This window comes from uncultured Aquitalea sp. (genome assembly GCF_945957525.1).
Classification (GTDB): Bacteria; Pseudomonadota; Gammaproteobacteria; order Burkholderiales; family Chromobacteriaceae; genus Aquitalea.
The window spans coordinates 14,792-37,768 of record NZ_CAMFLA010000013.1; the positions used below are offsets into that span (position 1 = coordinate 14,792).

General features: G+C 62.5%; 23 protein-coding genes. 15 read left to right on the plus strand and 8 right to left on the minus strand.

Going from position 1 to position 22,977, the window contains the following annotated elements:
• Nucleotides 1–5: 5 nt before the first annotated feature.
• Nucleotides 6–794 (minus strand): enoyl-ACP reductase FabI, encoded by a 789-nt coding sequence (fabI, locus tag Q0P52_RS13085; protein ID WP_293763374.1) that lies wholly within the window; start codon nucleotides 792–794, stop codon nucleotides 6–8.
• A 234-nt stretch (nucleotides 795–1,028) separates the two neighbouring features.
• On the opposite strand from fabI, the gene Q0P52_RS13090 reads away from it, so the two are divergent.
• The 8 genes from Q0P52_RS13090 to Q0P52_RS13125 all read left to right on the plus strand — a co-directional run bounded on the left by Q0P52_RS13090 (nucleotide 1,029) and on the right by Q0P52_RS13125 (nucleotide 9,635).
• Nucleotides 1,029–2,816 carry an extracellular solute-binding protein gene (locus Q0P52_RS13090; protein ID WP_293763371.1) on the plus strand — a complete coding sequence of 596 codons (1,788 nt, stop codon included), beginning with the start codon at nucleotides 1,029–1,031 and terminating at the stop codon, nucleotides 2,814–2,816.
• Complete coding sequence (locus tag Q0P52_RS13095) at nucleotides 2,813–3,865, plus strand: ABC transporter permease subunit (protein ID WP_293763368.1); 1,053 nt, start codon at nucleotides 2,813–2,815, stop codon at nucleotides 3,863–3,865. The genes Q0P52_RS13090 and Q0P52_RS13095 overlap by 4 nt, the downstream gene beginning before the upstream one ends.
• Entirely contained in the window at nucleotides 3,862–4,887 is a 1,026-nt protein-coding gene (locus Q0P52_RS13100) for an ABC transporter permease (RefSeq protein WP_293763366.1), read from the plus strand. Before Q0P52_RS13095 ends, Q0P52_RS13100 begins: the two co-directional genes overlap by 4 nt.
• 2 nt (nucleotides 4,888–4,889) lie before the next feature.
• Nucleotides 4,890–6,458: a dipeptide ABC transporter ATP-binding protein gene (locus tag Q0P52_RS13105; RefSeq protein WP_293763365.1), complete on the plus strand. Its 1,569-nt coding sequence runs from the start codon at nucleotides 4,890–4,892 to the stop codon at nucleotides 6,456–6,458.
• 147 nt (nucleotides 6,459–6,605) lie between these two features.
• The gene (trxA, locus tag Q0P52_RS13110) at nucleotides 6,606–6,932 is read left to right on the plus strand and encodes a thioredoxin TrxA (protein WP_293763362.1); all 327 of its coding nucleotides are present in this window, start codon (nucleotides 6,606–6,608) and stop codon (nucleotides 6,930–6,932) included.
• 123 nt (nucleotides 6,933–7,055) lie between these two features.
• Nucleotides 7,056–8,312, plus strand: a complete 1,257-nt coding sequence (gene rho, locus Q0P52_RS13115; RefSeq protein WP_293763360.1) for a transcription termination factor Rho — start codon at nucleotides 7,056–7,058, stop codon at nucleotides 8,310–8,312.
• Nucleotides 8,313–8,382: 70 nt separating this feature from the next.
• Nucleotides 8,383–9,027, plus strand: a complete 645-nt coding sequence (locus tag Q0P52_RS13120; RefSeq protein ID WP_293763357.1) for a TRIC cation channel family protein — start codon at nucleotides 8,383–8,385, stop codon at nucleotides 9,025–9,027.
• On the plus strand, nucleotides 9,024–9,635 hold the full coding sequence (locus Q0P52_RS13125; protein ID WP_293763354.1) for a CoA pyrophosphatase: 612 nt from the start codon (nucleotides 9,024–9,026) through the stop codon (nucleotides 9,633–9,635). Before Q0P52_RS13120 ends, Q0P52_RS13125 begins: the two co-directional genes overlap by 4 nt.
• Before the next feature lie 110 nt (nucleotides 9,636–9,745).
• On the opposite strand, the gene Q0P52_RS13130 is transcribed toward Q0P52_RS13125, so the two are convergent.
• The gene (locus Q0P52_RS13130; protein WP_293763351.1) at nucleotides 9,746–11,605 is read right to left on the minus strand and encodes a diguanylate cyclase; all 1,860 of its coding nucleotides are present in this window, start codon (nucleotides 11,603–11,605) and stop codon (nucleotides 9,746–9,748) included.
• Nucleotides 11,606–11,693: 88 nt separating this feature from the next.
• Nucleotides 11,694–12,533: a carboxylating nicotinate-nucleotide diphosphorylase gene (nadC, locus tag Q0P52_RS13135; protein ID WP_293763348.1), complete on the minus strand. Its 840-nt coding sequence runs from the start codon at nucleotides 12,531–12,533 to the stop codon at nucleotides 11,694–11,696.
• A 109-nt stretch (nucleotides 12,534–12,642) separates the two neighbouring features.
• Here nadC and Q0P52_RS13140 point away from each other — a divergent pair, with 109 nt between their 5' ends.
• Both Q0P52_RS13140 and Q0P52_RS13145 read left to right on the plus strand, forming a co-directional pair.
• Entirely contained in the window at nucleotides 12,643–13,320 is a 678-nt protein-coding gene (locus Q0P52_RS13140; protein WP_293763345.1) for an energy-coupling factor ABC transporter permease, read from the plus strand.
• A gap of 17 nt (nucleotides 13,321–13,337) precedes the next feature.
• The gene (locus Q0P52_RS13145) at nucleotides 13,338–13,718 is read left to right on the plus strand and encodes an MAPEG family protein (protein WP_293763342.1); all 381 of its coding nucleotides are present in this window, start codon (nucleotides 13,338–13,340) and stop codon (nucleotides 13,716–13,718) included.
• Nucleotides 13,719–13,809: 91 nt separating this feature from the next.
• On the opposite strand, the gene Q0P52_RS13150 is transcribed toward Q0P52_RS13145, so the two are convergent.
• The 5 genes from Q0P52_RS13150 to Q0P52_RS13170 all read right to left on the minus strand — a co-directional run bounded on the left by Q0P52_RS13150 (nucleotide 13,810) and on the right by Q0P52_RS13170 (nucleotide 18,441).
• Nucleotides 13,810–14,433 carry an HAD family phosphatase gene (locus Q0P52_RS13150; RefSeq protein ID WP_293763339.1) on the minus strand — a complete coding sequence of 208 codons (624 nt, stop codon included), beginning with the start codon at nucleotides 14,431–14,433 and terminating at the stop codon, nucleotides 13,810–13,812.
• A 71-nt stretch (nucleotides 14,434–14,504) separates the two neighbouring features.
• Nucleotides 14,505–15,530 (minus strand): UDP-N-acetylmuramate dehydrogenase, encoded by a 1,026-nt coding sequence (murB, locus tag Q0P52_RS13155; protein WP_293763337.1) that lies wholly within the window; start codon nucleotides 15,528–15,530, stop codon nucleotides 14,505–14,507.
• Complete coding sequence (locus tag Q0P52_RS13160) at nucleotides 15,527–16,933, minus strand: MATE family efflux transporter (RefSeq protein ID WP_293763334.1); 1,407 nt, start codon at nucleotides 16,931–16,933, stop codon at nucleotides 15,527–15,529. Before Q0P52_RS13160 ends, murB begins: the two co-directional genes overlap by 4 nt.
• Before the next feature lie 123 nt (nucleotides 16,934–17,056).
• On the minus strand, nucleotides 17,057–17,356 hold the full coding sequence (locus Q0P52_RS13165; RefSeq protein WP_293763331.1) for a hypothetical protein: 300 nt from the start codon (nucleotides 17,354–17,356) through the stop codon (nucleotides 17,057–17,059).
• A gap of 350 nt (nucleotides 17,357–17,706) precedes the next feature.
• A complete protein-coding gene (locus Q0P52_RS13170) occupies nucleotides 17,707–18,441 on the minus strand; it encodes a hypothetical protein (RefSeq protein ID WP_293763329.1) in 735 nt (244 codons plus the stop codon).
• 200 nt (nucleotides 18,442–18,641) lie between these two features.
• On the opposite strand from Q0P52_RS13170, the gene pcnB reads away from it, so the two are divergent.
• The 5 genes from pcnB (at nucleotide 18,642) to panC (ending at nucleotide 22,965) form a co-directional block, all read left to right on the plus strand.
• Nucleotides 18,642–20,000, plus strand: a complete 1,359-nt coding sequence (pcnB, locus tag Q0P52_RS13175) for a polynucleotide adenylyltransferase PcnB (RefSeq protein WP_293763327.1) — start codon at nucleotides 18,642–18,644, stop codon at nucleotides 19,998–20,000.
• A complete protein-coding gene (gene folK / locus Q0P52_RS13180; protein ID WP_293763325.1) occupies nucleotides 19,997–20,488 on the plus strand; it encodes a 2-amino-4-hydroxy-6-hydroxymethyldihydropteridine diphosphokinase in 492 nt (163 codons plus the stop codon). The genes pcnB and folK overlap by 4 nt, the downstream gene beginning before the upstream one ends.
• Before the next feature lie 2 nt (nucleotides 20,489–20,490).
• Complete coding sequence (locus Q0P52_RS13185) at nucleotides 20,491–21,126, plus strand: deoxynucleoside kinase (RefSeq protein WP_293763323.1); 636 nt, start codon at nucleotides 20,491–20,493, stop codon at nucleotides 21,124–21,126.
• A gap of 45 nt (nucleotides 21,127–21,171) precedes the next feature.
• Nucleotides 21,172–21,963 (plus strand): 3-methyl-2-oxobutanoate hydroxymethyltransferase, encoded by a 792-nt coding sequence (gene panB / locus Q0P52_RS13190; RefSeq protein ID WP_293763321.1) that lies wholly within the window; start codon nucleotides 21,172–21,174, stop codon nucleotides 21,961–21,963.
• A gap of 168 nt (nucleotides 21,964–22,131) precedes the next feature.
• Complete coding sequence (panC, locus tag Q0P52_RS13195; RefSeq protein WP_293763318.1) at nucleotides 22,132–22,965, plus strand: pantoate--beta-alanine ligase; 834 nt, start codon at nucleotides 22,132–22,134, stop codon at nucleotides 22,963–22,965.
• Nucleotides 22,966–22,977 lie beyond the last annotated feature (12 nt).

Here is a 22,977-nt window from a genome sequence, read left to right on the forward strand (position 1 = left end):
GAGGATCAGGCGTCCGGCACATTCATGGAGTTGATGCTGAAGCCGGCGTCCACATAGGTGATTTCGCCGGTGATGCCAGAAGCCAGGTCGGACAGCATGAAGGCGGCGGTGTTGCCCACTTCTTCGGTGGTCACGTTGCGGCGCAGACAGGACTGACCGGCGGCGATGGACAGCAGTTTGCCGAAGCCGGAAATGCCGGCGGCGGCCAGGGTCTTGATCGGACCGGCGGAGATACCGTTCACGCGGATGCCGTCCTTGCCCAGGCTGGCGGCCATGAAGCGCACCGAGGCTTCCAGGCTGGCTTTGGCAAGGCCCATCACGTTGTAATTGGGGATAGCGCGAACGGCGCCGAGGTAGGACAGGGTCAGCAGCGCGGCATTGCGGCCTTGCATCATCGGGCGGGCAGCCTTGGCCAGCGCCGGGAAGCTGTAGGCGGACACATCGTGTGCGGTCTGGAACGCTTCGCGGGACAGCGCGTCCAGGAAGTCGCCTTCCAGCGACTCGCGCGGGGCGAAAGCAATGGCGTGCACCAGGCCGTCAAGGCCGTCCCACTCTTTGCCCAGATCGGCAAACAGTTGATTGATTTCTTCGTCGTTTTGTACGTCGCAGCGGAAAACCAGTTTGGTACCGAAATCAGCGGCCATTTCGCGTACACGATCTTCCAGCTTGTCCACCACATAGGTGAACGCCAGCTCCGCGCCTTCGCGATGGCAGGCTTGCGCGATGCCGTAAGCGATGGAACGGTTGGAGATCATGCCGGTAATCAGAATTTTTTTGCCTTGCAGAAAGCCCATGAGGAGTCCTTCTTGGTAGAAACAGGGGGGCATTATACCGAAGCCGGCGCTCCACAGTAGTGGAGATTGTCCGACAGCCCCAGATGAACGCGGCGCGATGTGGCTTTGCAGCATGCCGACATCAGGCCCTATTATGTCGATTAAGAATCGCCGCCAGCGCCAACGCGGGCGGCTCAAAGACGGCATGATAAGACAGACGGACAGTCTGTGTAAGCGGGAACCGCCAAGAACAAGATGAAACCACTGTTATTGATGGGGATACTGTTGCTCGCGTGCTCGGCCAAGGGGATGGCCGCGCCGTCCATGGCCATGGGCTATGCGCCGCGCTATGCGCCCGGCTTTGATCATTTTGCCTACGTGAACCCGGCCGCGCCCAAGGGCGGGCGGCTGACGCTGTCGGCACAGGGCGGCTTCGACACGCTCAACCCTTACAGCCTGAAGGGCGACAAGGAGGCAGGCCTCTCCAAACTGACGGTGGAAACCCTCGGTGTGAAAGGGGAGGACGAGCCCTATACCTGCTATGGCCTGTTGGCCGAAGACATGGTGCTGGCCAAGGATGGCTTGTCCGCCACCTTCCGTCTTAACCCGCTGGCGCGGTTTTCCGATGGTCAGCCTGTCAGCGCCGCCGATGTGGTGTTTTCTTTCAATACCCTCACCAAAGACCCCGGCGCTACGCCGCTCTACCGCATGTACTGGGCCGATGTCGCCCGGGTGACGGCGCTGGATGCCCGCACGGTGCGCTTTGATTTTCAGCGTCGCAATTCTGAGCTGCACATGATCCTGTGCGAGCTGCCGGTGTTTTCCCGTCGCTGGATTCCTGCCGGCAAGACGCTGGCTGATGTGAACCAGACGCCGCCCATCGGTTCCGGCCCCTATGTGCTGGCCGGCTATGATTTGGGCAAATACAGCCGTTACCGCCGTAATACGGCCTATTGGGCCGCCAATCTGCCTGTGCGCAAGGGCATGTTCAATTTCGACGAGATCGTCTACCGCTATTACCGCGATGAAACCAGCCGGCTTGAGGCCTTCAAGGCCGGCGAGTTCGATGTGTCGGTGGAGAACATCGCCAAGCAATGGGCTCGCGGTTACAGCGGTTCCAAATTCGATGATGGGCGCATCTTGAAAAAGACCTTGCCGCACGGCAACGGCGCCGGGATGCAGGGCTTTGTCTTCAATCTGCGGCGACCGCAGTTTGCCGACAAACGCTTGCGGCAGGCCATCGGGCTGGCTTTCGACTTTGAATGGGCCAATCGCAACCTGTTTTACCAGCAGTACCGGCGCAGCGACAGCTATTTCACCAACAGCGAGCTGGCCGCCAGCGGCATGCCCGGGCCGGATGAGCTGGCGCTGCTGGAGCCGCTGCGCGGCAAACTGGACCCGGCAGTATTTGGCCCGGCGGTGATGCCGCCGGTCAGCGACCCTTACTACGGCGCGCGTCCCAACCTGCGCAAGGCGCGGCAATTGTTGTTTGAGGCTGGTTGGCGCTACGAGGGCGGGCGATTGGTGGATCGCATGGGTACGCCGTTGCGGATCGAATTCCTCACCTACTCGCGCACTTACGAACGCATTGTCAGCGGCTGGGCGCAAAACCTGGCCAAACTGGGCATACAGATGACGGTGCGGGTGGTGGACCCGGCCATTTTCCAGCGCCGGGTGGACAACTTCGACTACGACATGACGGTGGTGGTGTACGCTGCCAGCAACAGCCCCGGCAATGAGCAACTGGATTTCCACAGCTGCAAGGCTGCCAGCGCCAATGGTTCGCAAAACTACGCCGGCGTGTGCGATCCGGCGGTGGAGGCCCTGTTGCCGCGTTTTCTCGATTTCGCCAATCGCCGGCAACTGGTGGCCGCCAGCCGCGCGCTGGACCGCGTCTTGCGCGCCGGTTATTACGTGGTGCCCAACTGGTATCTGTCTTACAACCGCATGGCGTGGTGGCGCGGCTTCGGCCAAGCTGCGCACCTGCCGCTTTATTACAGCCCGACCGACTGGGTCATCGAAACCTGGTGGAAACAACCATGAGTCTCTGGCGCTATCTTCTCAAGCGACTGCTATTGATGATTCCCACGCTGGTGGGCGTGCTGGCGGTCACTTTTTTCATCATCCAGATGGTGCCGGGCGGCCCGGTGGAGCAAATGGTGCAACAGCTCACGCATGCCAGCGTCGGCGGTGAAACGGCCTCGAGCATGGGTATGAAAGGGCGGGGCGGATTGCGGCCGGAGGAGGTGGCGGCGCTGAAAACACTGTACGGCTTCGACAAGCCGCCGCTGGAGCGCTTTACCCACATGCTGGCCGGTTTCGCCCGTTTTGATCTGGGCGAGAGCTTTTTCCATCACCAGTCGGTGGCGGCGCTGATTGCCTCCAAGTTGCCGGTGTCGATGAGCATCGGCCTGTGGACCTTCTTCATCACCTATCTGGTGTGCATTCCGCTGGGCATCGCCAAAGCCGTGCGCGACGGTAGCCGTTTCGATCTGCTTACCAGCACGCTCATTCTGGCCGGCTACGCCATTCCCGGCTTTGTGCTGGGGGTGGCCTTGCTGGTGTTGTTCGGCGGCGGCAGTTTCTGGCAGCTGTTTCCGCTGCGCAATCTGGTCAGCGACAACTGGGCCAGTCTGGGGCCGGTGGACAAGGTGCTGGATTATCTGTGGCATATCGCGCTGCCGGTCACCGCATCGGTGGTGGGCAATCTGGCGGTGATGACCATGCTGACCAAAAATGTGTTTCTGGAAGAGATCCGCCGCCAGTACGTTTTCACTGCGCGCGCCAAGGGCGTGTCGGAGGGGCGCATCCTTTACCGGCACGTGCTGCGCAATGCGCTGATTCCGCTGATCACCGGTTTTCCCGCCGCCTTCATCGGCGCCTTCTTCACCGGCAGCTTGCTGATTGAAACCCTGTTTTCCCTGGATGGCCTGGGCTTGCTGTCCTACGAGTCGGTGATGCGGCGCGATTACCCGGTGGTGATGGGCAGCCTGTATGTGTTCACCCTGTTGGGCCTGTTGGCCAAGTTGCTGTCCGATCTTTCTTACGTGCTGGTGGATCCGCGCGTCACTTTTGGCGGAGGCGAATCATGAGCGTTGCGATGACGCCGGGCCGCCGCGTCTGGCGGCGATTCAAGGGCAATCAGCGCGCTTGGGTCAGCCTGTGGCTGTTTGGCCTGATGTTTGTGGTGTCGCTGTTTGCCGAAGTGCTGTCCAACGATCGGCCGCTGGCGGCGCGTTACCACGATCAGCTGTATTTCCCGATTCTGTTCCAGTACAACGAAACCGTTTTCGGCGGCGATTTCGATACGCCCACCGACTATCTTGATCCCTTCATCCAGGACCAATTTGCCCGGCCGGGCAATTGGGTGGTGTTTGCGCCGAATCCCTATGGCAGCAACACGGTGAACCAGTTTGCTTCGCGGCCCAATCCCGCGCCGCCGTCCGAGGACAACGTACTGGGCACGGATGATCGCGGTCGCGATATCCTGGCGCGACTGCTGTACGGTTTCCGTGTTTCCGTGCTGTTTGCGCTGGCCCTGACCGCCAGCGGCACGCTGATCGGCGTGCTGATGGGGGCGATACAAGGCTATTTCGCCGGCAAGACAGACCTGGTGCTGCAGCGCTTGCTGGAGGTGTGGGGCAGCCTGCCGGAGCTGTATCTGCTCATCATCCTTTCGTCGCTGTTCAACCCGGGTTTGTGGATTCTGCTGTTGCTGCTCACTGCCTTCGGCTGGATGGGCTTGTCCGACTACGTGCGCGCCGAGTTCCTGCGCAACCGGCAGATGGACTACGTGGCGGCGGCGCGTTCCTTGGGGCTGCCCAACTGGCAGATCATGTGGCGGCACGTGCTGCCCAACAGCCTGACCCCGGTGCTGGCCTTCCTGCCGTTTCGCGTTTCCAGCGCCATTCTGGCGCTGACCAGCCTGGATTTTCTCGGCCTGGGCGTTCCGTCATCCACCCCCAGCCTGGGCGAGTTGCTGGCGCAGGGCAAAGATAATCTGGACGCCTGGTGGATCGCCTTGCCCACCTTCGGGCTGCTCACGCTCACCCTGCTGCTGCTGATCTTTATCGGCGAGGGCTTGCGCGACGCCATGGACACCAGAAAGGGCTGAGGATGGAAAAACTGCTGACAGTAGAAGGGCTGAATGCCCGCTTCGGCCAACATCAGGTGGTGACGGCCGCCAGCTTTCAAGTGGCGGCCGGCGAGAAGGTGGCCTTGGTGGGCGAATCCGGTTCCGGTAAGACCGTGACGGCGCAGGCGCTGTTGCAGCTTAATCCGGATGTGGCGCTCAGCGGCTCGGTGCGCTGGGACGGTGAAGAACTGCTGGGCGTGGGAGAGAAGCGTTTGCGGCAGATTCGCGGCCGCGACATCGCCATGATCTTCCAGGAACCGATGAGCGCGCTCAATCCGCTGTTTCGCGTGGGCGAGCAGATTGCCGAAGGACTGAGCCTGCATCTGGGGTTGAATGCCCGCGAAGCCCGTGCCGAAGCCATTCGTCTGCTGGCGCGTACCGGCATTGCCGATGCGGAGCGGAAGGTGGACAGCTACCCGTTTCAGCTCTCCGGCGGTCAGCGGCAACGGGCCATGATCGCCATGGCGCTGGCTTGCAAGCCGCGCCTGCTGGTGGCGGACGAGCCCACCACCGCGCTGGACGTTACCGTGCAGGCGCAGATACTGACCCTGCTGGCCGATTTGCAGCGCGAATCCGGCATGGCGGTGTTGTTCATCACTCATGACCTCAATCTGGTGCGTCGTTTTGCCGACCGGGTGGTGGTCATGCGCGGCGGGTTGGTGGTGGAAAGCGGCGAGGTGAACACGGTGTTTGCCAACCCCTCTCACCCCTATACCCGCGAATTGCTGGCCAGCCGGCCGGAAAGGTTGGCCGAAGCGCCGGAAAGCAGCCGGGAGCGGCTGACCGCGCGCGCGGTCAGCGTCAGCTATCGGCAGCGCACCGGCTGGTTTGGACACCGCGACATCCCGGTGCTGCGCGACGTCTCCCTCGCCTTGCCGGCCGGGCAGACGCTGGGCATCGTCGGCGAGTCCGGCTCGGGCAAGACCACGCTGGGCATGGCCTTGCTGCGCATGCTGCCGGCGCAAGGCGATATCCGGCTGGACGGCCATGCGCTGGACAAGCTCAAGGGGCGCGCGCTGCGTCATGCACGGCGGGATTTCCAGATCGTGTTTCAGGACCCGTTCGCCTCGCTGTCGCCCAGGCGCACGGTAGAGCAGATCATCGGCGAAGGGCTGGCGCTGCATCAGCCGCACATGCCGGCGGACGAACGTCGCCGTCGGGTGGCCGCCGTGTTGCAGGAGGTGGGCCTGCACCAGGACATGATGCCGCGCTACCCGCACGAATTCTCCGGCGGCCAGCGTCAACGCATCGCCATCGCCCGCGCGCTGGTGCTGCGCCCCAAGCTGATGTTGCTGGACGAGCCCACCAGTGCGCTGGACGCCACTTTGCAAAAGCAGGTGTTGCAACTTCTGCACAGCCTGCAGCGCAAGTATGGGCTGAGTTATCTTTTCATCAGCCACGACCTCGCCGTCATCCGCGCCGTGGCGCATCAGGTGCTGGTGCTAAAGGACGGGCGGGTGGTGGAAGAGGGGCCGGCTGAGGCCATTTTCAGCCAGCCGCGCCATCCCTATACCCGGGAATTGCTGCAAGCCGCCTTGCCCCCGTCTTGAAATGCGCAATCCGCTCCCCATCTCTCAATGACACACACACCCTCCGTGTCGGGCGGCGCCGGGCGTGGCGGTTGCCGCTGGCGCGGTCGCTTGCTACCATCCTGCATTGACCCCAAGACACAGCACTCACAGATAGAAGAGGAAGCCATGAGCGATCTGATCCTGCACGTAACCGACGATTCCTTCGAACAAGACGTTCTGAAGTCCGATGTTCCCGTTCTGGTGGACTACTGGGCAGAGTGGTGCGGTCCGTGCAAAATGATCGCCCCCATCCTGGACGAAGTGGCCAAGGAATACGAAGGCCGCCTGAAAGTGGCCAAGCTCAACATCGACCAGAACGAGCAAACGCCGCCCAAGTTCGGCATTCGCGGCATCCCCACCCTGATGATCTTCAAGGATGGCCAGGTAGCTGCCACCAAGGTGGGCGCACTGGCCAAGAGCCAGCTGGCCGCCTTTATTGACAGCAATCTGTAAAGCGTCTATTCTCCCCCGGACATCTCTTAATACAGGCGGCTTCCAAGCCGCCTGTTTCGTACCTGCTTCCTCACCCCCGAACAGCGTTCTGCTCAACCGTTCACGAGTCGACTAACGGCCGCTATGCATTTATCTGACCTCAAACACCTTCACGTATCCCAGCTCGTGGAAATGGCCATTTCCAACGAGATCGAAGGCGCAAGCCGCCTGCGCAAGCAGGACCTGATCTTCGCTTTGCTGAAAAACCAGGCCAAGAAGGGCGAGAGCATCTTCGGCGACGGCACGCTGGAAGTGCTGCCGGACGGTTTCGGCTTCCTGCGCAGCCCGGACACCTCTTATCTGGCCGGCCCGGACGACATCTATGTCAGTCCTTCGCAGATCCGTCGCTTCAATCTGCATACCGGCGACTCCATCGACGGCGAGATCCGCACGCCGAAGGACGGCGAACGTTACTTCGCGCTGGTGAAGGTGGACAAGGTCAACGGCGAGCCGCCGGAAAACTCCAAGCACAAGATCCTGTTTGAAAACCTCACCCCCTTGTTTCCCACCGAGCAGTTCAAGCTCGAGCGCGACATCCGGGCCGAGGAAAACACCACCAGCCGCATCATCGACCTGATCGCCCCAATCGGCCGGGGGCAGCGTGCCCTGCTGGTGGCTCCGCCGAAATCCGGCAAAACCGTCATGCTGCAGAACATCGCCCATGCCATCACCGCCAACCATCCGGAAGCGGTGCTGATCGTGTTGCTGATTGACGAGCGTCCGGAAGAAGTAACCGAAATGCAGCGCTCGGTGAAGGGTGAAGTTGTCTCTTCCACCTTCGACGAGCCGGCCACCCGCCACGTACAAGTGGCGGAAATGGTGATCGAGAAGGCCAAGCGCCTGGTCGAACACAAGAAGGACGTGGTCATCCTGCTGGACTCCATCACCCGTCTGGCCCGCGCCTACAACACCGTGGTGCCGGCTTCCGGCAAAGTGCTGACCGGCGGCGTGGACGCCAATGCGCTGCAGCGCCCTAAGCGCTTCTTCGGCGCGGCGCGCAACGTGGAGGAAGGCGGCAGCCTCACCATCATCGCCACTGCGCTGATCGATACCGGCAGCCGCATGGACGATGTGATCTATGAAGAATTCAAGGGTACCGGCAACTGTGAAATCCATCTTGACCGCAAGATGGCGGAAAAGCGGATTTTCCCGGCCCTCAACATCAATCGCTCCGGCACGCGCCGCGAAGAGCTGCTGATCCCGCAAGACCAGCTGCAACGCATCTGGGTGCTGCGTAAGCTGCTCTACCCGATGGACGATCTGGAAGCAATGGAATTCCTGCAGGACAAGATCAAGGCCACCAAGTCCAATCTGGCCTTCTTCGACTCCATGCGCCGCTGATAGCGGGCCGGGATCAGGAATCAATCAACGCCAGACATTCTGTCTGGCGTTTTTCATGCGACGTGCGAATATGGAAATCAGTAATCGGCTGTTTCAGATGGAAATCTTTTCCGCCGTCGGTACGGTGGCCTTCGCCTTTTCCGGCTATCTGATCGGCGTGCGCAAGCATCTGGATATTTTGGGCATTGTGGTGGTGGCCCTGCTCACCGCCATTGGCGGCGGCATTATCCGCGACGTACTGGTGGCGCGGGTGCCGCTGGTATTTTTTGATTACACCAATCTGGCCATCATTGCCGGCACGCTGCTGGTGTCCTGGCTGGTGGGTTTGCACAAGCGGCAAAGCCGTACGTTGAACCGGCTGTTCATCATTGCCGATTCGCTCGGGCTGGTGGCATTCAGTATTACCGGCGCGCAGGTGGGGTTGTTGTTTGGCCTCAATGCCTTTGGCGTGGTGTTGCTGGGTTTCATCACCGCCGTGGGCGGCGGCGTTGTGCGGGATATGATGGTGAATGACATTCCCTTCATCCTGCACAAGGACTTTTACGGCACGGTGTCCATACTGGTGGCCGCCGGACTTTTCATCATGGATCAGACCGGCTGGGTCGGGGCGCTGTCGCTGCAACTGCTGTTCCTGGCGGGCCTGCTCTTGCGCCTGTTCGCGCACTGGAGCGAGCTGGCCTTGCCCAAGATCGGGCCGGATTCGGCGAAAGGATGAGCGATATGTGGCCGGCAGACAAGGAAGAGGCGGCGCGCTGGTTCAGCCAACGGCTGGCCGAGTTTCGTTTTGATGGTCAGGCGGGCGATATCCCTTGGCGCGCGGCGTCGGACGCGCATCGGCCGGCAGCGGTGCTGGTGCCGCTGGTGTGGCATGCGGCCGGTCCTACCGTGCTGTTGACGCAGCGCACCGAGTCTTTGTCCACTCATGCGGGGCAGGTGAGCTTTCCCGGCGGCAAGGTCGATGCGGACGATAGGTCGACCGAAGACGCCGCCTTGCGCGAAGCACGTGAAGAGATTGGCCTGGAGCGGGCCTGTGTCCAAGTGCTTGGCAGCTTGCCCCAGTACGTCACCATTACCGGATTTGTGGTGACCCCGGTGGTGGGGCTGGTGACGCCGCCGCTGAGCCTGACGCCGGAGCCGGGCGAGGTGGCCGCCGTATTTGAAGTGCCGCTGGCGCAGGCGCTGGACGCGCATCAGTACGAACGGCATTGCTATGTGCGCGACGGGGTGGAGGGTTTTTATCTCGCCATGAACTGGCAGCAACACACCATCTGGGGGGCCACGGCGGCCATGTTGCGATTGCTGTCGCAGGCGCTGACTGACTAAGCGCCGTTAACAAAACCTCGTAGAATCGCGCGCCGACACAGGCTGTGGCCGGAGTGCGACAAGGAAGCGCACCGCAGAATCATGGGTTTTGTTGGCGGCACCACGCCAGTTCAGTCTTCCTTGTCGCTCAGCATCAGGTCGCGGCCGGACATTTTTGCCTGATAGAGCAGTTTGTCGGCGCGGCTCAGCATGCTGGACGGTGTATCGCCTGGCTGCCAAGCGGTCAGGCCGCCGCTGAATGTCACTTTTTCATCCGTGAACGGGAAGATGGTGCGGGCCAGCATCATCTGTACCCGTTGCATGACTTTTTCTGCATCCTTGAGCCGGGTGCAGGGGAAAATCACCAGAAACTCCTCCCCGCCGATCCGCGCGCAGACATCCGTGCCGCGCGTGCCGTCCACCAGCGAATTGGCCACGGCCAGCAGCACATTGTCGCCGGCCTGATGGCCGAAGCTGTCATTAAACTGCTTGAAATGGTCGATATCGAATACCGCGATCGACAAGGGTTGGCTGTAACGTTCGCAGCGCACCACCTCTTCCTTCAGGGTCTGATCGGCGTGGCGCCGGTTGGCCAGCCGCGTCAGCGGATCGGTTACCGCCATGTCGTTCAGCTGACGGTTCTTCTCTTCCAGCTCTTGCTCGAGTGCCTTGCGGCTGGAGATGTCGTACAACGATACCAGCGCCGCCGGGGGCTGATGGTCCGGCAGATACTGAATGGAAACGATGGCCCATAGTCGGGTCAGGTCTTCGCGTTCCAGTTCCACTTCTTCCTTGTCCGCCTGCGTACCGTCGCGCAGCCAGTCGCTGAGCGGCGCCAGTTGCAGCGGCAGGTCCAGCGTCCGGTCGGCCTGCTTGTCACCTGGCGGCGGGCCGGGCATGCGCAGCAGCTCCCGCGCCGGCGCGTTGGCGCGCAGGATGCGCCACTGTCCCATGGCCACCAGCAGCAAAGCGACCGGCGCGGTGTCCAGAATCAGCCGCGCCATTTCTTCGCTCTGGCGGATGCGCTGTGCGCTGTCGGCCAGCAGGCGGTTTTGCCGCAGGCCGGCCAGATGGCTGCGCAAGGCGACGATAGTGAGGGCGGCGGTAAACAACCAGGCCAGCAACGCCATTGTGGCTTTGTCGTTGAAGGGTCGGGAGAAGTCGCGCTCGCCGATGCCAACCAACACTCGCAGCGGAAAGCCTTCCACTAGCCGGGTGCTGTAAATGCGACGTTCTGCGTCCAGCAGTGAGTTGGCGCTGAACAACAGGGTTTCCTCGTGACGACTGAAGACCTCGGTCGCCACCAGTTCGCCCAGCGGCTGCTCTTGCGCGCGCGGGTAGGCCGGCCAGTTGGCCATCAGTACCTGCCGCAGGTCCATCACCAGTATTTCGCCGTGATTGCCCACCGGCAGTTTGCTGACTTCGGACTGGAAGAACTGCCGGTCCATGGTGCCGATCACCATGCCAAGCGGTTCGCCAGTTGGCGACAGCAGTTTCAGAGCCAGTACGATATTCTTGCCGCCGGCGTCGGGGCGGGTGGACATGAAACCGGTGTCCTGAACGCCGGTGCGATGGTACCAGCGGCAATAGTCGGTTTTCAGTTGCGACGGCGTGTCGCCGCGCTGGCTGCTGAACAGGGTGGCGCAGGCGCTGTCCAGTACGTCGATGCGGGTCAGGTACGCTTGCTGGCGCAGTTTGGCATCGGCGAGCTGGCGTAGCTTCTGCTGTTGCTCTTGCGACAGGACATGGTTTTGCAGCAGAGCCTGTACCTGGCTGCTGTCGCTGATGCTTTGCAGGATGAGATTGGTTTCCCGCAGACCGGAAGAAAGGCGCTCCTCCAGCAACAGGCTGAGGCTGGCTGCCTGATTGCGGGCCTCTCCCTCGCCTTGCTGGCGGGTGCCGGCAAGGTCCAGCGCCACAATCAGTAGCGTGGCGGCTAGAAAGACAATGGCAAGCCAGGTGGCAAGGCGGCCGTTATGGGGTGTGCGCAAAGTGCGGAGGTCTCCTGAGGCGGCGGAAAAGGCAGCGGCTCTTACAGGTATACCTCATGATCCGCCGCGCGCCAGCAAGCAATGGAATTCAGGCGAAGCGCATGGACAGATCGACGGCCTGCACATCCTTGGTGAGCTTGCCAACGGAGATGCGGTCCACGCCGGTTTCGGCAATGGCGCGCACAGTGTCCAGATCCACGCCGCCGGAGGCCTCCAGCTGGGCGCGGCCCGCCGTCAGTCGCACCGCTTCGCGCATGTCGTCCAGTGACATATTGTCCAGCAAGATCAATGTCGCACCGCCGGCGAGGGCCTGTTGCAGCTCATCCAGGTTTTCCACTTCGATCTGCAGTGTGACGCCGGCCGGAATCAGTTTGAAAGCGGCCGTTAGTGCCTCGCGGATGCCCCCTGCGGCCATGATGTGGTTTTCCTTGATGAGGATGCCATCGTACAGACCGATGCGCTGGTTGTGGCCGCCGCCCACGGTGACCGCGTATTTCTGCGCCAGACGCAGGCCGGGCAGGGTTTTGCGCGTATCGAGAATACGGGCGCGCGTACCGGCCACTACGTCGACGTAGCGACGGGTTTGCGTAGCCACGGCGGACAGCATCTGCATGAAGTTCAGCGCGGAGCGTTCGGCGGTGAGCAGCGCGCGGGCCGGGCCACTGATCTCGCACAGCACGGTGCCGGCGGCAACCTTGCGCCCCTCGCGCACGTGCCACAGCACCACACAGCGTTCGTCCACTTGCCGGAAGCATTCCTCGAACCAGGCCTTGCCGCAGATCACCGCGTCTTCGCGCGCCACGACGGTGGCGCTGCCTTCGGCGGTTTCGGCAATCAGCATGGCGGTCCAGTCAACGGTGCCCAGGTCTTCCGCCAGGGCGATGCTGACTTGCTGGGCGATAATGTGATTGGCTGGCTGCTTGCTCATGATGGGACGGCCTGGACGAAAGGAAAGCGCTATTGTACCGGTCCCGGGCGCGGCTGTGGACCTCTGCCCAGTGGTATCATGCCGGCATCCCCTGTCTGGAACGCCGAAGATGGATCTGCCCGCATCCCTGTTTGCTCCCGGCCCGCTGCTGGCGTGCAATGCGCTTGCCGGTTTCGCTCTGGCGCTGGCCGCCTGGCGCGTGGACTGGAAGCGCTTGCCCGGCGAAGCGCTCAATGCCTGGATGGGCGCTTGCGTGCTGGTGATGGCTTTGTGGTTGATGAAGGGCGGGCTCAAGCCCGGTTTGTCTTTTCATCTCTTGGGGGCTACGGTGTTTACCCTGTTGATGGGGCCGTGGCTGGCTTTGCTGGCGCTGGCTCTTGTGCTGGCCGCTTTGGCGGCTGGCGGGCATGGCGACTGGACCTCCTTGGGTTTGAACTGGCTATTGGCCGGCGCCATGCCGGTGGGCGTCAGCGCGGCGGTGCTGGCGTTTTGTCGCCGCCATCTGCCAGCGCAGCTGTTTGTCTATGTGTTCGTCAATGCTTTTTTAACCGGCGGCTTGAGCCTGTTTCTTTGCGGGGCGGGCGGGGTGGCGGCCTTGGGGCTGGCCGGGGCTTATCCGGCCGACTACTTGCTGGACGAAGCCTTGCCGTTTTATTTTCTCTTGTCCTGGTCCGAGGCTTTCATCAGCGGGCTGGTGATGGCCATACTGATTGTCTACCGTCCACAATGGGTGGCCACTTTCGATGATGTGCGCTATCTGGGGCGAGAGCCGGACGACAACGATTGATACCGTAAGGAAATACCATGATTTTCGCTTTATGGAGCATTTTGCTGGTAGCCCTGCTGCCGCTGGCGTGGGCTTTGGTGGCCAAGGCTGGCGCGCCTTACGACAATAACCGTCCGCGCGAAGTGCTGGCAGCCGCTTCCGGTTATCGCCAGCGGGCCAACTGGGCCCAGCAAAACGCTTGGGAGGCTTTTCCCACTTACGCTGCCGCCATGCTGCTGGCCTGGCAGATGAAAGTGCCGGATGCCCGGCTGGATCTGGCGGCCTTGGTGTTCATCTTGCTGCGCGTGTGCCACGGTCTCTGCTATCTGGCCGATCAGGCGGGTTTGCGCTCGCTCAGCTGGCTGGGGGGGTATCTGGTCGTGGTGGCCTTGTTCCTGATGGCGGGCGGGGTGGTCTGATCCTGGCGTGGCCCGGCAGTCTTGATCCCCATGTAAAAAAGCCCGCGCTAGCGGGCTTTTTGAATGACAGACCCTTCGGCCAACCTTGAGGTCAGTCCAGTAGTCCTCGCTTGGCCAGTTCGGCCTGTACGGCGACGAAGCCTACGGTGTGGCAAGCTTGCCAACCCTCGGCGCGGGCGGCTTGCACGCATTCGATGTTGTCGTCAAAAAACAGGATGTCGCCGGGTTCCACCGCCAGGGATTCGCGCACATGGCGGTAAATGGCGGCGTCCGGCTTGCGCAAGCCTAATTGGTGGGAGGCGAACTGCTGGGGAAAGTGGCGCAGCAAGTCGAATTCCCGATCAATCTTGCCCCAGTGCAGGGCGTTGTTGTTGCTGAGCACGGCCAGGCGGTGGCGTGTCGACAGTCGGCTGAGTGTTTCCTGCACCCCGGGATAGGGGCCTTGCAGCCAATCATCCAGCGCTTGCAGCATCTGGGCCTGATCCAGATCCAGTTGCAGGGCGTCGGCCATAGCGCTGGCGAAGTCCGCAGGGGACAGCTGGCCGGTATCCAGGCCGGATACCCAGGGTGTTTCCATCCAGAAGCGCCGAGCTTGTTCCCGACTCAGTCGGCCGCCCGTGAGTCGCACCAGCGGGTCGGTGCCGTTCCAGTCGACGAGCACGCCGCCCAGATCAAAAACGATGACAGCGGGTGGGTGCATGGCGGTGTTGGGCATGGTGACTCCTGAAGGCGAGGTTGGCCGAAGAGCGCGTTGGCCGGGGTGGTTTGCGCTGAGCGAAGCGCTAATTACAGGACCAGCGGCTCCGGTTCCAGTTCCACGCCGTAGCGTTCGCGCACCGTGGCGATGACTTTCTCGGCCAGCCGGCGCATGTCGTCGCCGCTGGCGCTACCGTGGTTGACCAGCACCAGCGCTTGCCGGTCGTGCACGGCTGCGTCGCCGTCGCGATAGCCTTTCAGTCCCGCCTGGTCGATCAACCAGCCGGCGGCCAGTTTGACGCGCCCTTCGCCTGCCGGGTAGTGAGGTAGGGCGGGAAAGCGGGCCAGCAGGCGTTCAGCCTGATCGGCATCGATGATGGGGTTCTTGAAGAAGCTGCCGGCATTGCCCAGCTGCGCCGGGTCCGGCAGCTTGCTGCGGCGGATGGCGATCACCGCCTCGCTGACGTCCAGCGGGCCTGGTTCGTTCACGCCCATCTTTTCCAGTTGCCCGGCGATGTCGCCATAGGCGGTTTTGAGGTGGGGCCGACGACCCAGGCGGAAGCGCACGGCGGTCACCAGCAGTTTGCCGGCCGCCTCATGCTTGAACACGCTGTCGCGATAGGCGAAACGGCAGTCGGCGTTGCCCAGGGTTAACGCTTCGCCGTCGGCGTCGAGGCGGGCGCAGACTACCGAGTCAATCAGGTCTTTCACCTCCACGCCGTAGGCGCCGATGTTCTGCACCGGGCAGGCACCGACCGTGCCGGGGATCAGGCTGAGATTTTCTAGTCCGAACCAGCCTTGCGTCAGGCTGTAGCGCACAAAGTCGTGCCAGTTCTCGCCGGCGGCGGCTTCTACCAGCACGCTGTCGGCGTCTTCGGCCAACAGGTGCACGCCGCTGAGGCTCACTTTCACCACCAGTCCGGGGTAGTCCCGGGTTAGCAGCAGATTGCTGCCGCCGCCCAGCCACAGCACTGGCCCGGTGCGAAAGGCTTCGCTTTGCAGCAGGGCCGGCAGTTGCGCCAGCGTGCGCAGCTCGCAGAAATGGCGGGCCGTTACGGCCATGCCGAAGGTGTTGTAAGGCTTGAGCGGGATGTCGGACTGAATGGCGATGGTCATGATGTGGCGGTGCTAGAAGAGTGACGGGGCAGGCGGCGGCGGCTTTCGCGCGCCAGATAGGCCACCAGTAGAATGGCGGCGGCGGTCAGGCTGATGACCAGCGCTAGCCAGAAGCCGAAAATGCCCATGGGCGGCGAGGTGATCCAGCGCGTCAGCCCCAGCGTCATGCCGAGCCCGAGGCCGATGCCCCAGAAGGCGGTAATGTGGATGGCCATCGGCACCGTGGTGAGCTTGTAGCCGCGCAATGCGCCGGAGGCGATGGTTTGCGCCGCGTCGGTCAGCTGGAACACGGCGGCGAACAAGAGCAGGCTGGCACCCATGGCCACCACCTGCGGGTCCGGTGTGTAGACGCGCATGATGGGTTCGCGCAGCACCAGTACCAGCAGCATGGTGAACACGGCAGCGGCCAGGCCGGTCATCAGACCCACTCCGGCCACAAAACGCGCGCCGATGTAGTCGCCTGCGCCTGCATGCTGGCCCACGCGCACCGTCAGCGCGGTGGCGATGCTCTGCGGCAGCATGTAAATGATGCTGGAAAAATTCAGTACCGATTGGTGGCTGGCCACCACCACCATGCCCAGCTGCGCCACCAGCAGGGCAATGAAGGAAAACAGGCTGACTTCCACAAAAAAGGACAGGCCGATGGGCAGGCCCAGCTTGAGGTAGCCGCGATATTGCCGCCAGTCGGGCCAGCTGAAGCGCGAAGTGAGGCCATAGGGCTTGAAGTGGCGGTGCCAGGCGATGTAGCAGAACAGGGCGATGCAGTTGAACCAGAACACGATGCCGGTGGCCCAGCCGCAGCCGGCGCCGCCCATGCGCGGCAAGCCGAACAGGCCGTGAATCAGCATGTAGTTGAGCGGGATGTTGAGCGCCAGCGCCAGCAGGCTCACCACCATGATGACCTTGGGTCGGTTGAGGCTGGAGGCATAGGCGTGCAGCGCGCGATGCATCATGGCGGCGGGCATGCCGAAGGCCGCGCCGCTGATGAACAGCATCATCTTGTCTTCCACGTCTTCCGGCAGGGTCAGCCAGGCGCGCAAGGGCGCTTCGGCCAGCAGCATGATCGCCGCACCGAACAGACCCACCAGCAGGCCGAACCAGATGCCTTGGCGACCGGTTTCGCCGATCTTGCCTGTTTCGCCAGCGCCCACCAGATGCGACAGCACCGGGTTGAGCGCCGTCACCACGCCCATCAGCGTGACGTAGCAGGTGATAAAGACGCTGGCGCCCAGCGACACGGCGGCCAGATCGTCGGTGCTGACACGGCCCGCCATCACGGTGTCGACAAAGCCGGTAGCCACCTGCGCCACCTGCGCGATCATCATGGGCAGCGCCAGCCGAACAATCTGACCGACTTCGGCGCGTATCTTGGCGCGCGGCGCGCGATGCAGTTCAAACAGCATGCCGTATCCTGGAGTTCCTCGAGGGAAAGCTATCCATTATACGGAGCGTCGCAGGCAACGTCTTGCGAGACTGCGACGCGGCTGTGGCGCTGAATATCGGTCAGAGGCGCACCGGGCTGCCGTTCAAAACTGCGCCGGCGGGTCGCGCCTGAGGTCGCAACTGATGATCAGGTCTGCACCGAAGCGGCTGTTGATGGCCAGCGCGTCTGTCAGTGAAATGTCGCAGACAGTGAGCTGGCTGCCGCACAGTTCGCTGCGGTAACCCAGATCGTTGGCGAAAGCGGCCAGGTCGGTCAGGTGCAGATAGTCTTTGGCAGACAAGGGGGAGGCAGTCAGGCTGCCGGATAAGGGGCGTTTTCTTCCCACGGCGTCGAATACGGCAAAAGAAAAGTCGGTATAGCTGTCTTGCAGGCAGTCGTACATGGCGGTTCTCCATCGGGCGACGGCCGTCGGAAAGGTTTGCCGAAGGCCGCGCGCCGCATTGCTTGTTGAGGCGCTTCGCGTGCCCGGCACCCGCCAGGCGACGCTTTAGCAGGATTTTTGGGCGCCCTGCAAGTTGTCGATTAACTCGGCGCCTGCGCCGCCTGGAGGCGACGCGTAAAACACATGCTGCGACTGACTGAATACGGCGAACGACTACAAAATGAAAAAACCCGCCGGCAAAAGAGCGCAGCGGGTTTCCGACTTACGCTTTAGCTGGCATTTGTAGTGCGCCCGCAAGCTGTATTCAAATCGGCGCATGAGTCACAGGTTATTCCTGATGAATTTCTCTGTCAACCCTGTTTGTCTACCGGCCATTCGTTCAGAAAAGCCTGCCATTCCGAGCGGGCGCCAAGCAATTCGCGCAAGCGACTTTGCTGCTGCTGGCGTTGCAGCGCAGATAACTGACCGCGCAGGCTGGCGGCTCGCAGCCACAAAAGATACAGCGTGGCGGCGCGGCGGGCGCTGTCGTGGCGCAGCTCCGCGTCCTTGCCTTGTTGCAACAAAGCCCAGGATTGCGGAATGTCCGGCTCTGCCGTGGCCGGCAGGCCGCACAAGCGGGCCAGTTCGCACATCGGCACGCAGCCCGCTTCCGCGCCGGATTCCAGCAGGCGGGCCACCTCAACGCCGTTGTCGAACAGACCGTGCGCGGCTGGCGGGAAGGGAACGTCGTGAATCATGGCCCGGTGGCGCAGCACCGGCAGCGTCAATTGAGCGCCGCGCCAGCTCACCACTTGCGGCGCGTGCTCGCTGAGAAGGGTGGCCAGCTCGCGCAACATGCCGGCTTCGCCCTGCGCCGGGTCGGGAGCAAACAGCAGGGTGGACTGATGAGTGTGCAGCACGCCATGCAAGGCGGCGACGCGATGCAGATGAAAGGGGAGGAAGTCGTCTCCGCGGTGCGCCCGGCAGCGTTGCAGGGCGTAATACACGACGTCGCCCTCGCTGATGGCATGGTCCAGCTGATGCAGGGTGCGGATGCCGGCGACATCCGGTTGGGTCTGAATATCCAGGGCAAGAACGGGGATCACGGCGTGGGGCCAGTCATATCGTTGTAAGGGTTGTGACAGCGATTCTAGGTTGATGACTGTCGCCCGGCAATGCGCTTTGCCGCCGCGCGCGGATTATTTCGTTCGCCGCCGGTGTATTTTGCTTGGCCATTCACGCTATAATCAGCCCCTTGAATGCATTTCTTGCGAATCCTTCCATTCCAAGTCCCTGATTCCTCCACATGATCCGCAAGCTTATCCGCAAAGTTCTGGAGCTGCCTTCCGGCATGGCTAAAGGCCGCACCAAACCCAAAGTGATCCCCGTCTCTCAACATGGCGTCCGTCGCGACCAGCTGAGTTCGGCCGCCTTGCGCGTGACCAATCGTCTGCAGGAAGCCGGTTTTTCGGCTTATGTGGTGGGTGGCGCGGTGCGCGACCTGCTGCTGGACGTGTCGCCCAAGGATTTCGACGTGGCCACCAACGCCACGCCGGAGCAGGTGCATCACCTGTTCCGCCGTTCCCGCATCATTGGCCGCCGTTTCCGCATCGTCCACGTGATGATGGGCCCGGAAACCATCGAGGTGACCACCTTCCGCGGCGGCGGCATCGATGATCTGAACGAAACCGGCCGCATCATGGCCGACAATACCTTCGGCAGCCAGGAAGAGGACGCGCATCGCCGCGACTTCACCGTCAATGCGCTGTTTTACGACCCGTCCGACGAATCCATCATCGATTACCACCACGGCGTCAAGGATCTCAAGGCCCGTCGCCTGGTGATGATCGGTCAGCCGGCGCGCCGTTATCAGGAAGACCCGGTGCGTATGCTGCGCGCGGTGCGCCTGGCGGCCAAGCTGGGCTTCGAGATTGATGAAGACACCCGGCGGCCTATCCGCGCGCATGCGCATCTCTTGCAAAAAGAGCCGCCGGCGCGGCTGTTTGACGAGATGCTCAAGCTGCTGATGTCCGGCCATGCTTACGCCTGTCTGCGCAAGCTGCGCGACGAAGGCTTGTCGCGCGGCGTGTTCCCGCTGCTGGACGCGGTGATGGCCGACGACGGCGATGACCGTTTCTTGCAACTGGGCTTGGAAAGCACCGATGCGCGCATCCGCGCCGACAAGCCGGTATCCGTCGGATTCCTGCTGGCCACGTTGTTGTGGGGGCAGGTGAATCGCCGCTGGCAGGAGTTGATCGCGCAGGATGAGAAATCCCTGCACGCGCTGTTGCAGGCCATCAGCGATGTGGAAGCCGAGCAGGACAACGACTTCGCCATCCCGCGCCGCTTCAGCGTTACCATGCGTGAGATCTGGACCTTGCAAGCCCGGTTCGATGGCCGCTCCGGTCAGCGTCCTTACCGCTTCATGGAGCAGCCGCGCTTCCGCGCCGCTTACGACTTCTTCGCCCTGCGGGCGGAAGTGGGCGAGGTGCCGCGCGAGCTGGTGCAATGGTGGGAGGACTTCCAGCGCGGCGACGCGCAGGACCGTGAATCCCTCATCAGCGACGCCAAGAACAGCGGCGAGGCCGAGCCGCAGAAAAAGCGCCGCCGTCGTCGCAGTCCTCGTCGCCGCGCTCCGGGCGAAGGGTCGGGAGGCAGCGAGTGAGCATCGCCTACGTCGCTCTGGGCAGCAACCTGGAGCAACCGGCTGAACAGATCAGGGCCGCTCTTGCGGCCCTTGCCAATACGGCGGGCATTCGCTTGGTCAGTCAGTCGTCCCTCTATCTCACCACCCCGGTGGGTTATCTTGATCAACCCGATTTCATCAACGCCGCTGCCTGTCTGGACACCACGCTGTCCGCGCACGACTTGCTGGCGGCGCTGATGCGCATCGAAGAACAGTTCGGCCGCCGCCGCAGTTTTCGCAACGCTCCGCGCGTGCTGGATCTGGACGTGTTGCTGTACGAGGGGCTGGAGCTGGCCGACGAAGTGCTCACCGTGCCGCATCCGCGCATGCACGAGCGCGCCTTCGTCATGGTGCCGCTGGCCGAAATTGCGCCATCGTTGCGTGTGGGCGCGCACGGCGAAGCCGCCGTGATCGCCGCCGGACTGGATACCGCCGGCGTGCGGTCCTTGTCGTCACAGGGAGAATAAGCATGAGTCATCTGCGATACGTGGTGGTGGAAGGCCCGATCGGCTCGGGAAAATCGGCGCTGGCGCGCCGGCTGGCCGACTACTGGGGCGTGCGGCTGTTGGCCGAAGACCCTTCGGCCAACCCCTTCTTGCAACGCTTTTACCGCAACGTGGCGGCGCATGGCCTGGCTACCCAGCTGTCTTTCCTGATGCAACGCGCCGAGATGGCGCAGGGCATGCTGCTGGGCGACACGTTGTCCACGTCGGTGGTGTCGGATTTTCTCTTCGAGAAGGACGCCCTGTTTGCGCGGGTGAATCTGGATGAGGCGGAACATCAGCTCTACCAGAAAGTAGCGGCCAAACTGCTGCCCGAATACCCGGTGCCGGATCTGGTGATCTATCTGCAAGCTTCGGAAAACGTGTTGCTGGAACGGGCGGCGTCGCATGCCAGCGACAGCGACGTGCCTTTCCCCGAAGGCTATCTGAAGCGCGTGCACGCAGCCTACAGCGAGTTTTTCCATCAGTACGAGCAAGCTCCACTGCTGATCGTCAACACCGACCACTTGAACCTTGTTGATGGCAATGAGGATTTCGAGCTATTGTTGCGCTGCATCACCGAAATGCGCGGTCAGCGCACCTATTTCAACAAGAGCGCCTGATACACAGACGCCCTGAGTTCCCGACCACACCGAGGAAGCACAGGTATGAAAATTACCGTCAACACCCTGCAGAAGATGGCCGCTGAAGGCCAAAAGATCGCCATGCTTACCTGCTATGACGCGAGCTTCGCCACCCTCCTTGATCAGGCGGGCGTGGAAATTCTGCTGGTGGGCGATTCGCTGGGCATGGTGATCCAGAACCGGGATTCCACCCTGCCGGTGAGCATGGACGAAATGGTTTACCACACCCGCTGTGTGGCCGCCGGCGCGGGCAACGCGCTGGTGCTGAGCGACTTGCCGTTCGCCAGTTATCAGGAAAGCCCGCAGCAGGCCTTTGCCAGTGCGGCTCGTCTGATGCAGGCCGGCGCCCACATGGTGAAACTCGAAGGCGGCGCCTTCATGGCCGAAACCACTCGTTTTCTGGTGGAGCGCGGCATCCCGGTCTGCTCGCACATCGGTCTTACGCCGCAGTTCGTCAACTCCTTCGGCGGCTATCGCGTGCAAGGCAAGAGCGAGAGCGACGCCGAGCGCGTACTGGCCGACGCCAAGGCGCTGGCCGACGCCGGAGCCAGCCTGGTGCTGATGGAGTGCGTGCCGGCCGCGCTGGCTGCGCGCATCACCGAAAGCGTGTCGGCGCCCACCATCGGCATCGGCGCGGGCGTTGACGTTAGCGGGCAGGTGCTGGTGCTACACGACATCCTTGGCGTTTATCCGGGCAAGAAAGCCCGCTTCGTGAAGAACTTCATGAACGAAGCCGGCAGCATCCAGGGCGCGGTAGAAGCCTACGTCAAGGGCGTGAAAGCCAAGACTTTCCCCGCGGCAGAGCACACTTTCTAAGAACGCGCTCGCGATCCGGCGCGCAAGGGCGGGCAGGGCACATCGGTGTCGTGCCGCATTGGGCCCGCGCATGGATTGTGAACTGATTCTAACGCCGCCGGCCATCATGGCCGCCGCCCGGGCGGGCGCGGCCTGTCGGCGACAGAACTTCTCATAGGGCTGTAAGCAATGGAAATCATCCGCAGTGTGGCCGCCATGCGCGAATGGCGACGCCAGGCGGGCAAGCTGGCATTTGTTCCCACCATGGGCAATCTGCACGAAGGGCATCTGGCGCTGGTCGCCGCCGCCCGCGAGCAGGCGGACAAGGTGGTGGTCAGCATTTTCGTCAACCGTCTGCAGTTTGGCCAGGGCGAAGATTTCGACGCCTATCCGCGTACCTTTGAAGCCGACTGCGACAAATTGCGCGCCGCCGGCGTGGACGCTTTGTTCTTTCCTACCGAGCAAGAGCTGTACCCGCGCGTGAAGCAGGATTTCAACGTGGAGCCGCCGCACATCCAGAACGAACTGTGCGGCGCTTTCCGCCCCGGACACTTCCGCGGTGTAGCCACGGTGGTCAGCAAGCTGTTCAACATCGTGCAGCCGGACCTGGCCTGTTTCGGCAAGAAGGATTACCAGCAGCTGCATGTGATCAAGGCCATGGTGGACGACCTCAACATGCCGGTGCGCATCGTGCCGGTGGATACCGGTCGCGCTGAAGACGGCCTGGCCTTGTCTTCCCGCAATGGCTACCTGTCGGCCGAAGAGCGCGCCGAAGCGCCGCGCTTGTATCGCAACCTCAGCCAGATGCGCGATGCGCTGCTGGCCGGCGACAGCGACTATGCAGGCCTGGAAGCTGCGGCCAGCGAAGACCTCGACAAGGCTGGCTGGAAAGTGGACTACGTGGAAGTGCGGCAGGCCGATACGCTGGAAATTGCCCATGCCGGCGAAAAGCGTCTGGTCGTGCTGGCGGCTGCCCGTCTGGGCCGCACCCGCCTGATCGACAATATCGAAGTGAACCGCTGAGGCGGCACAGGA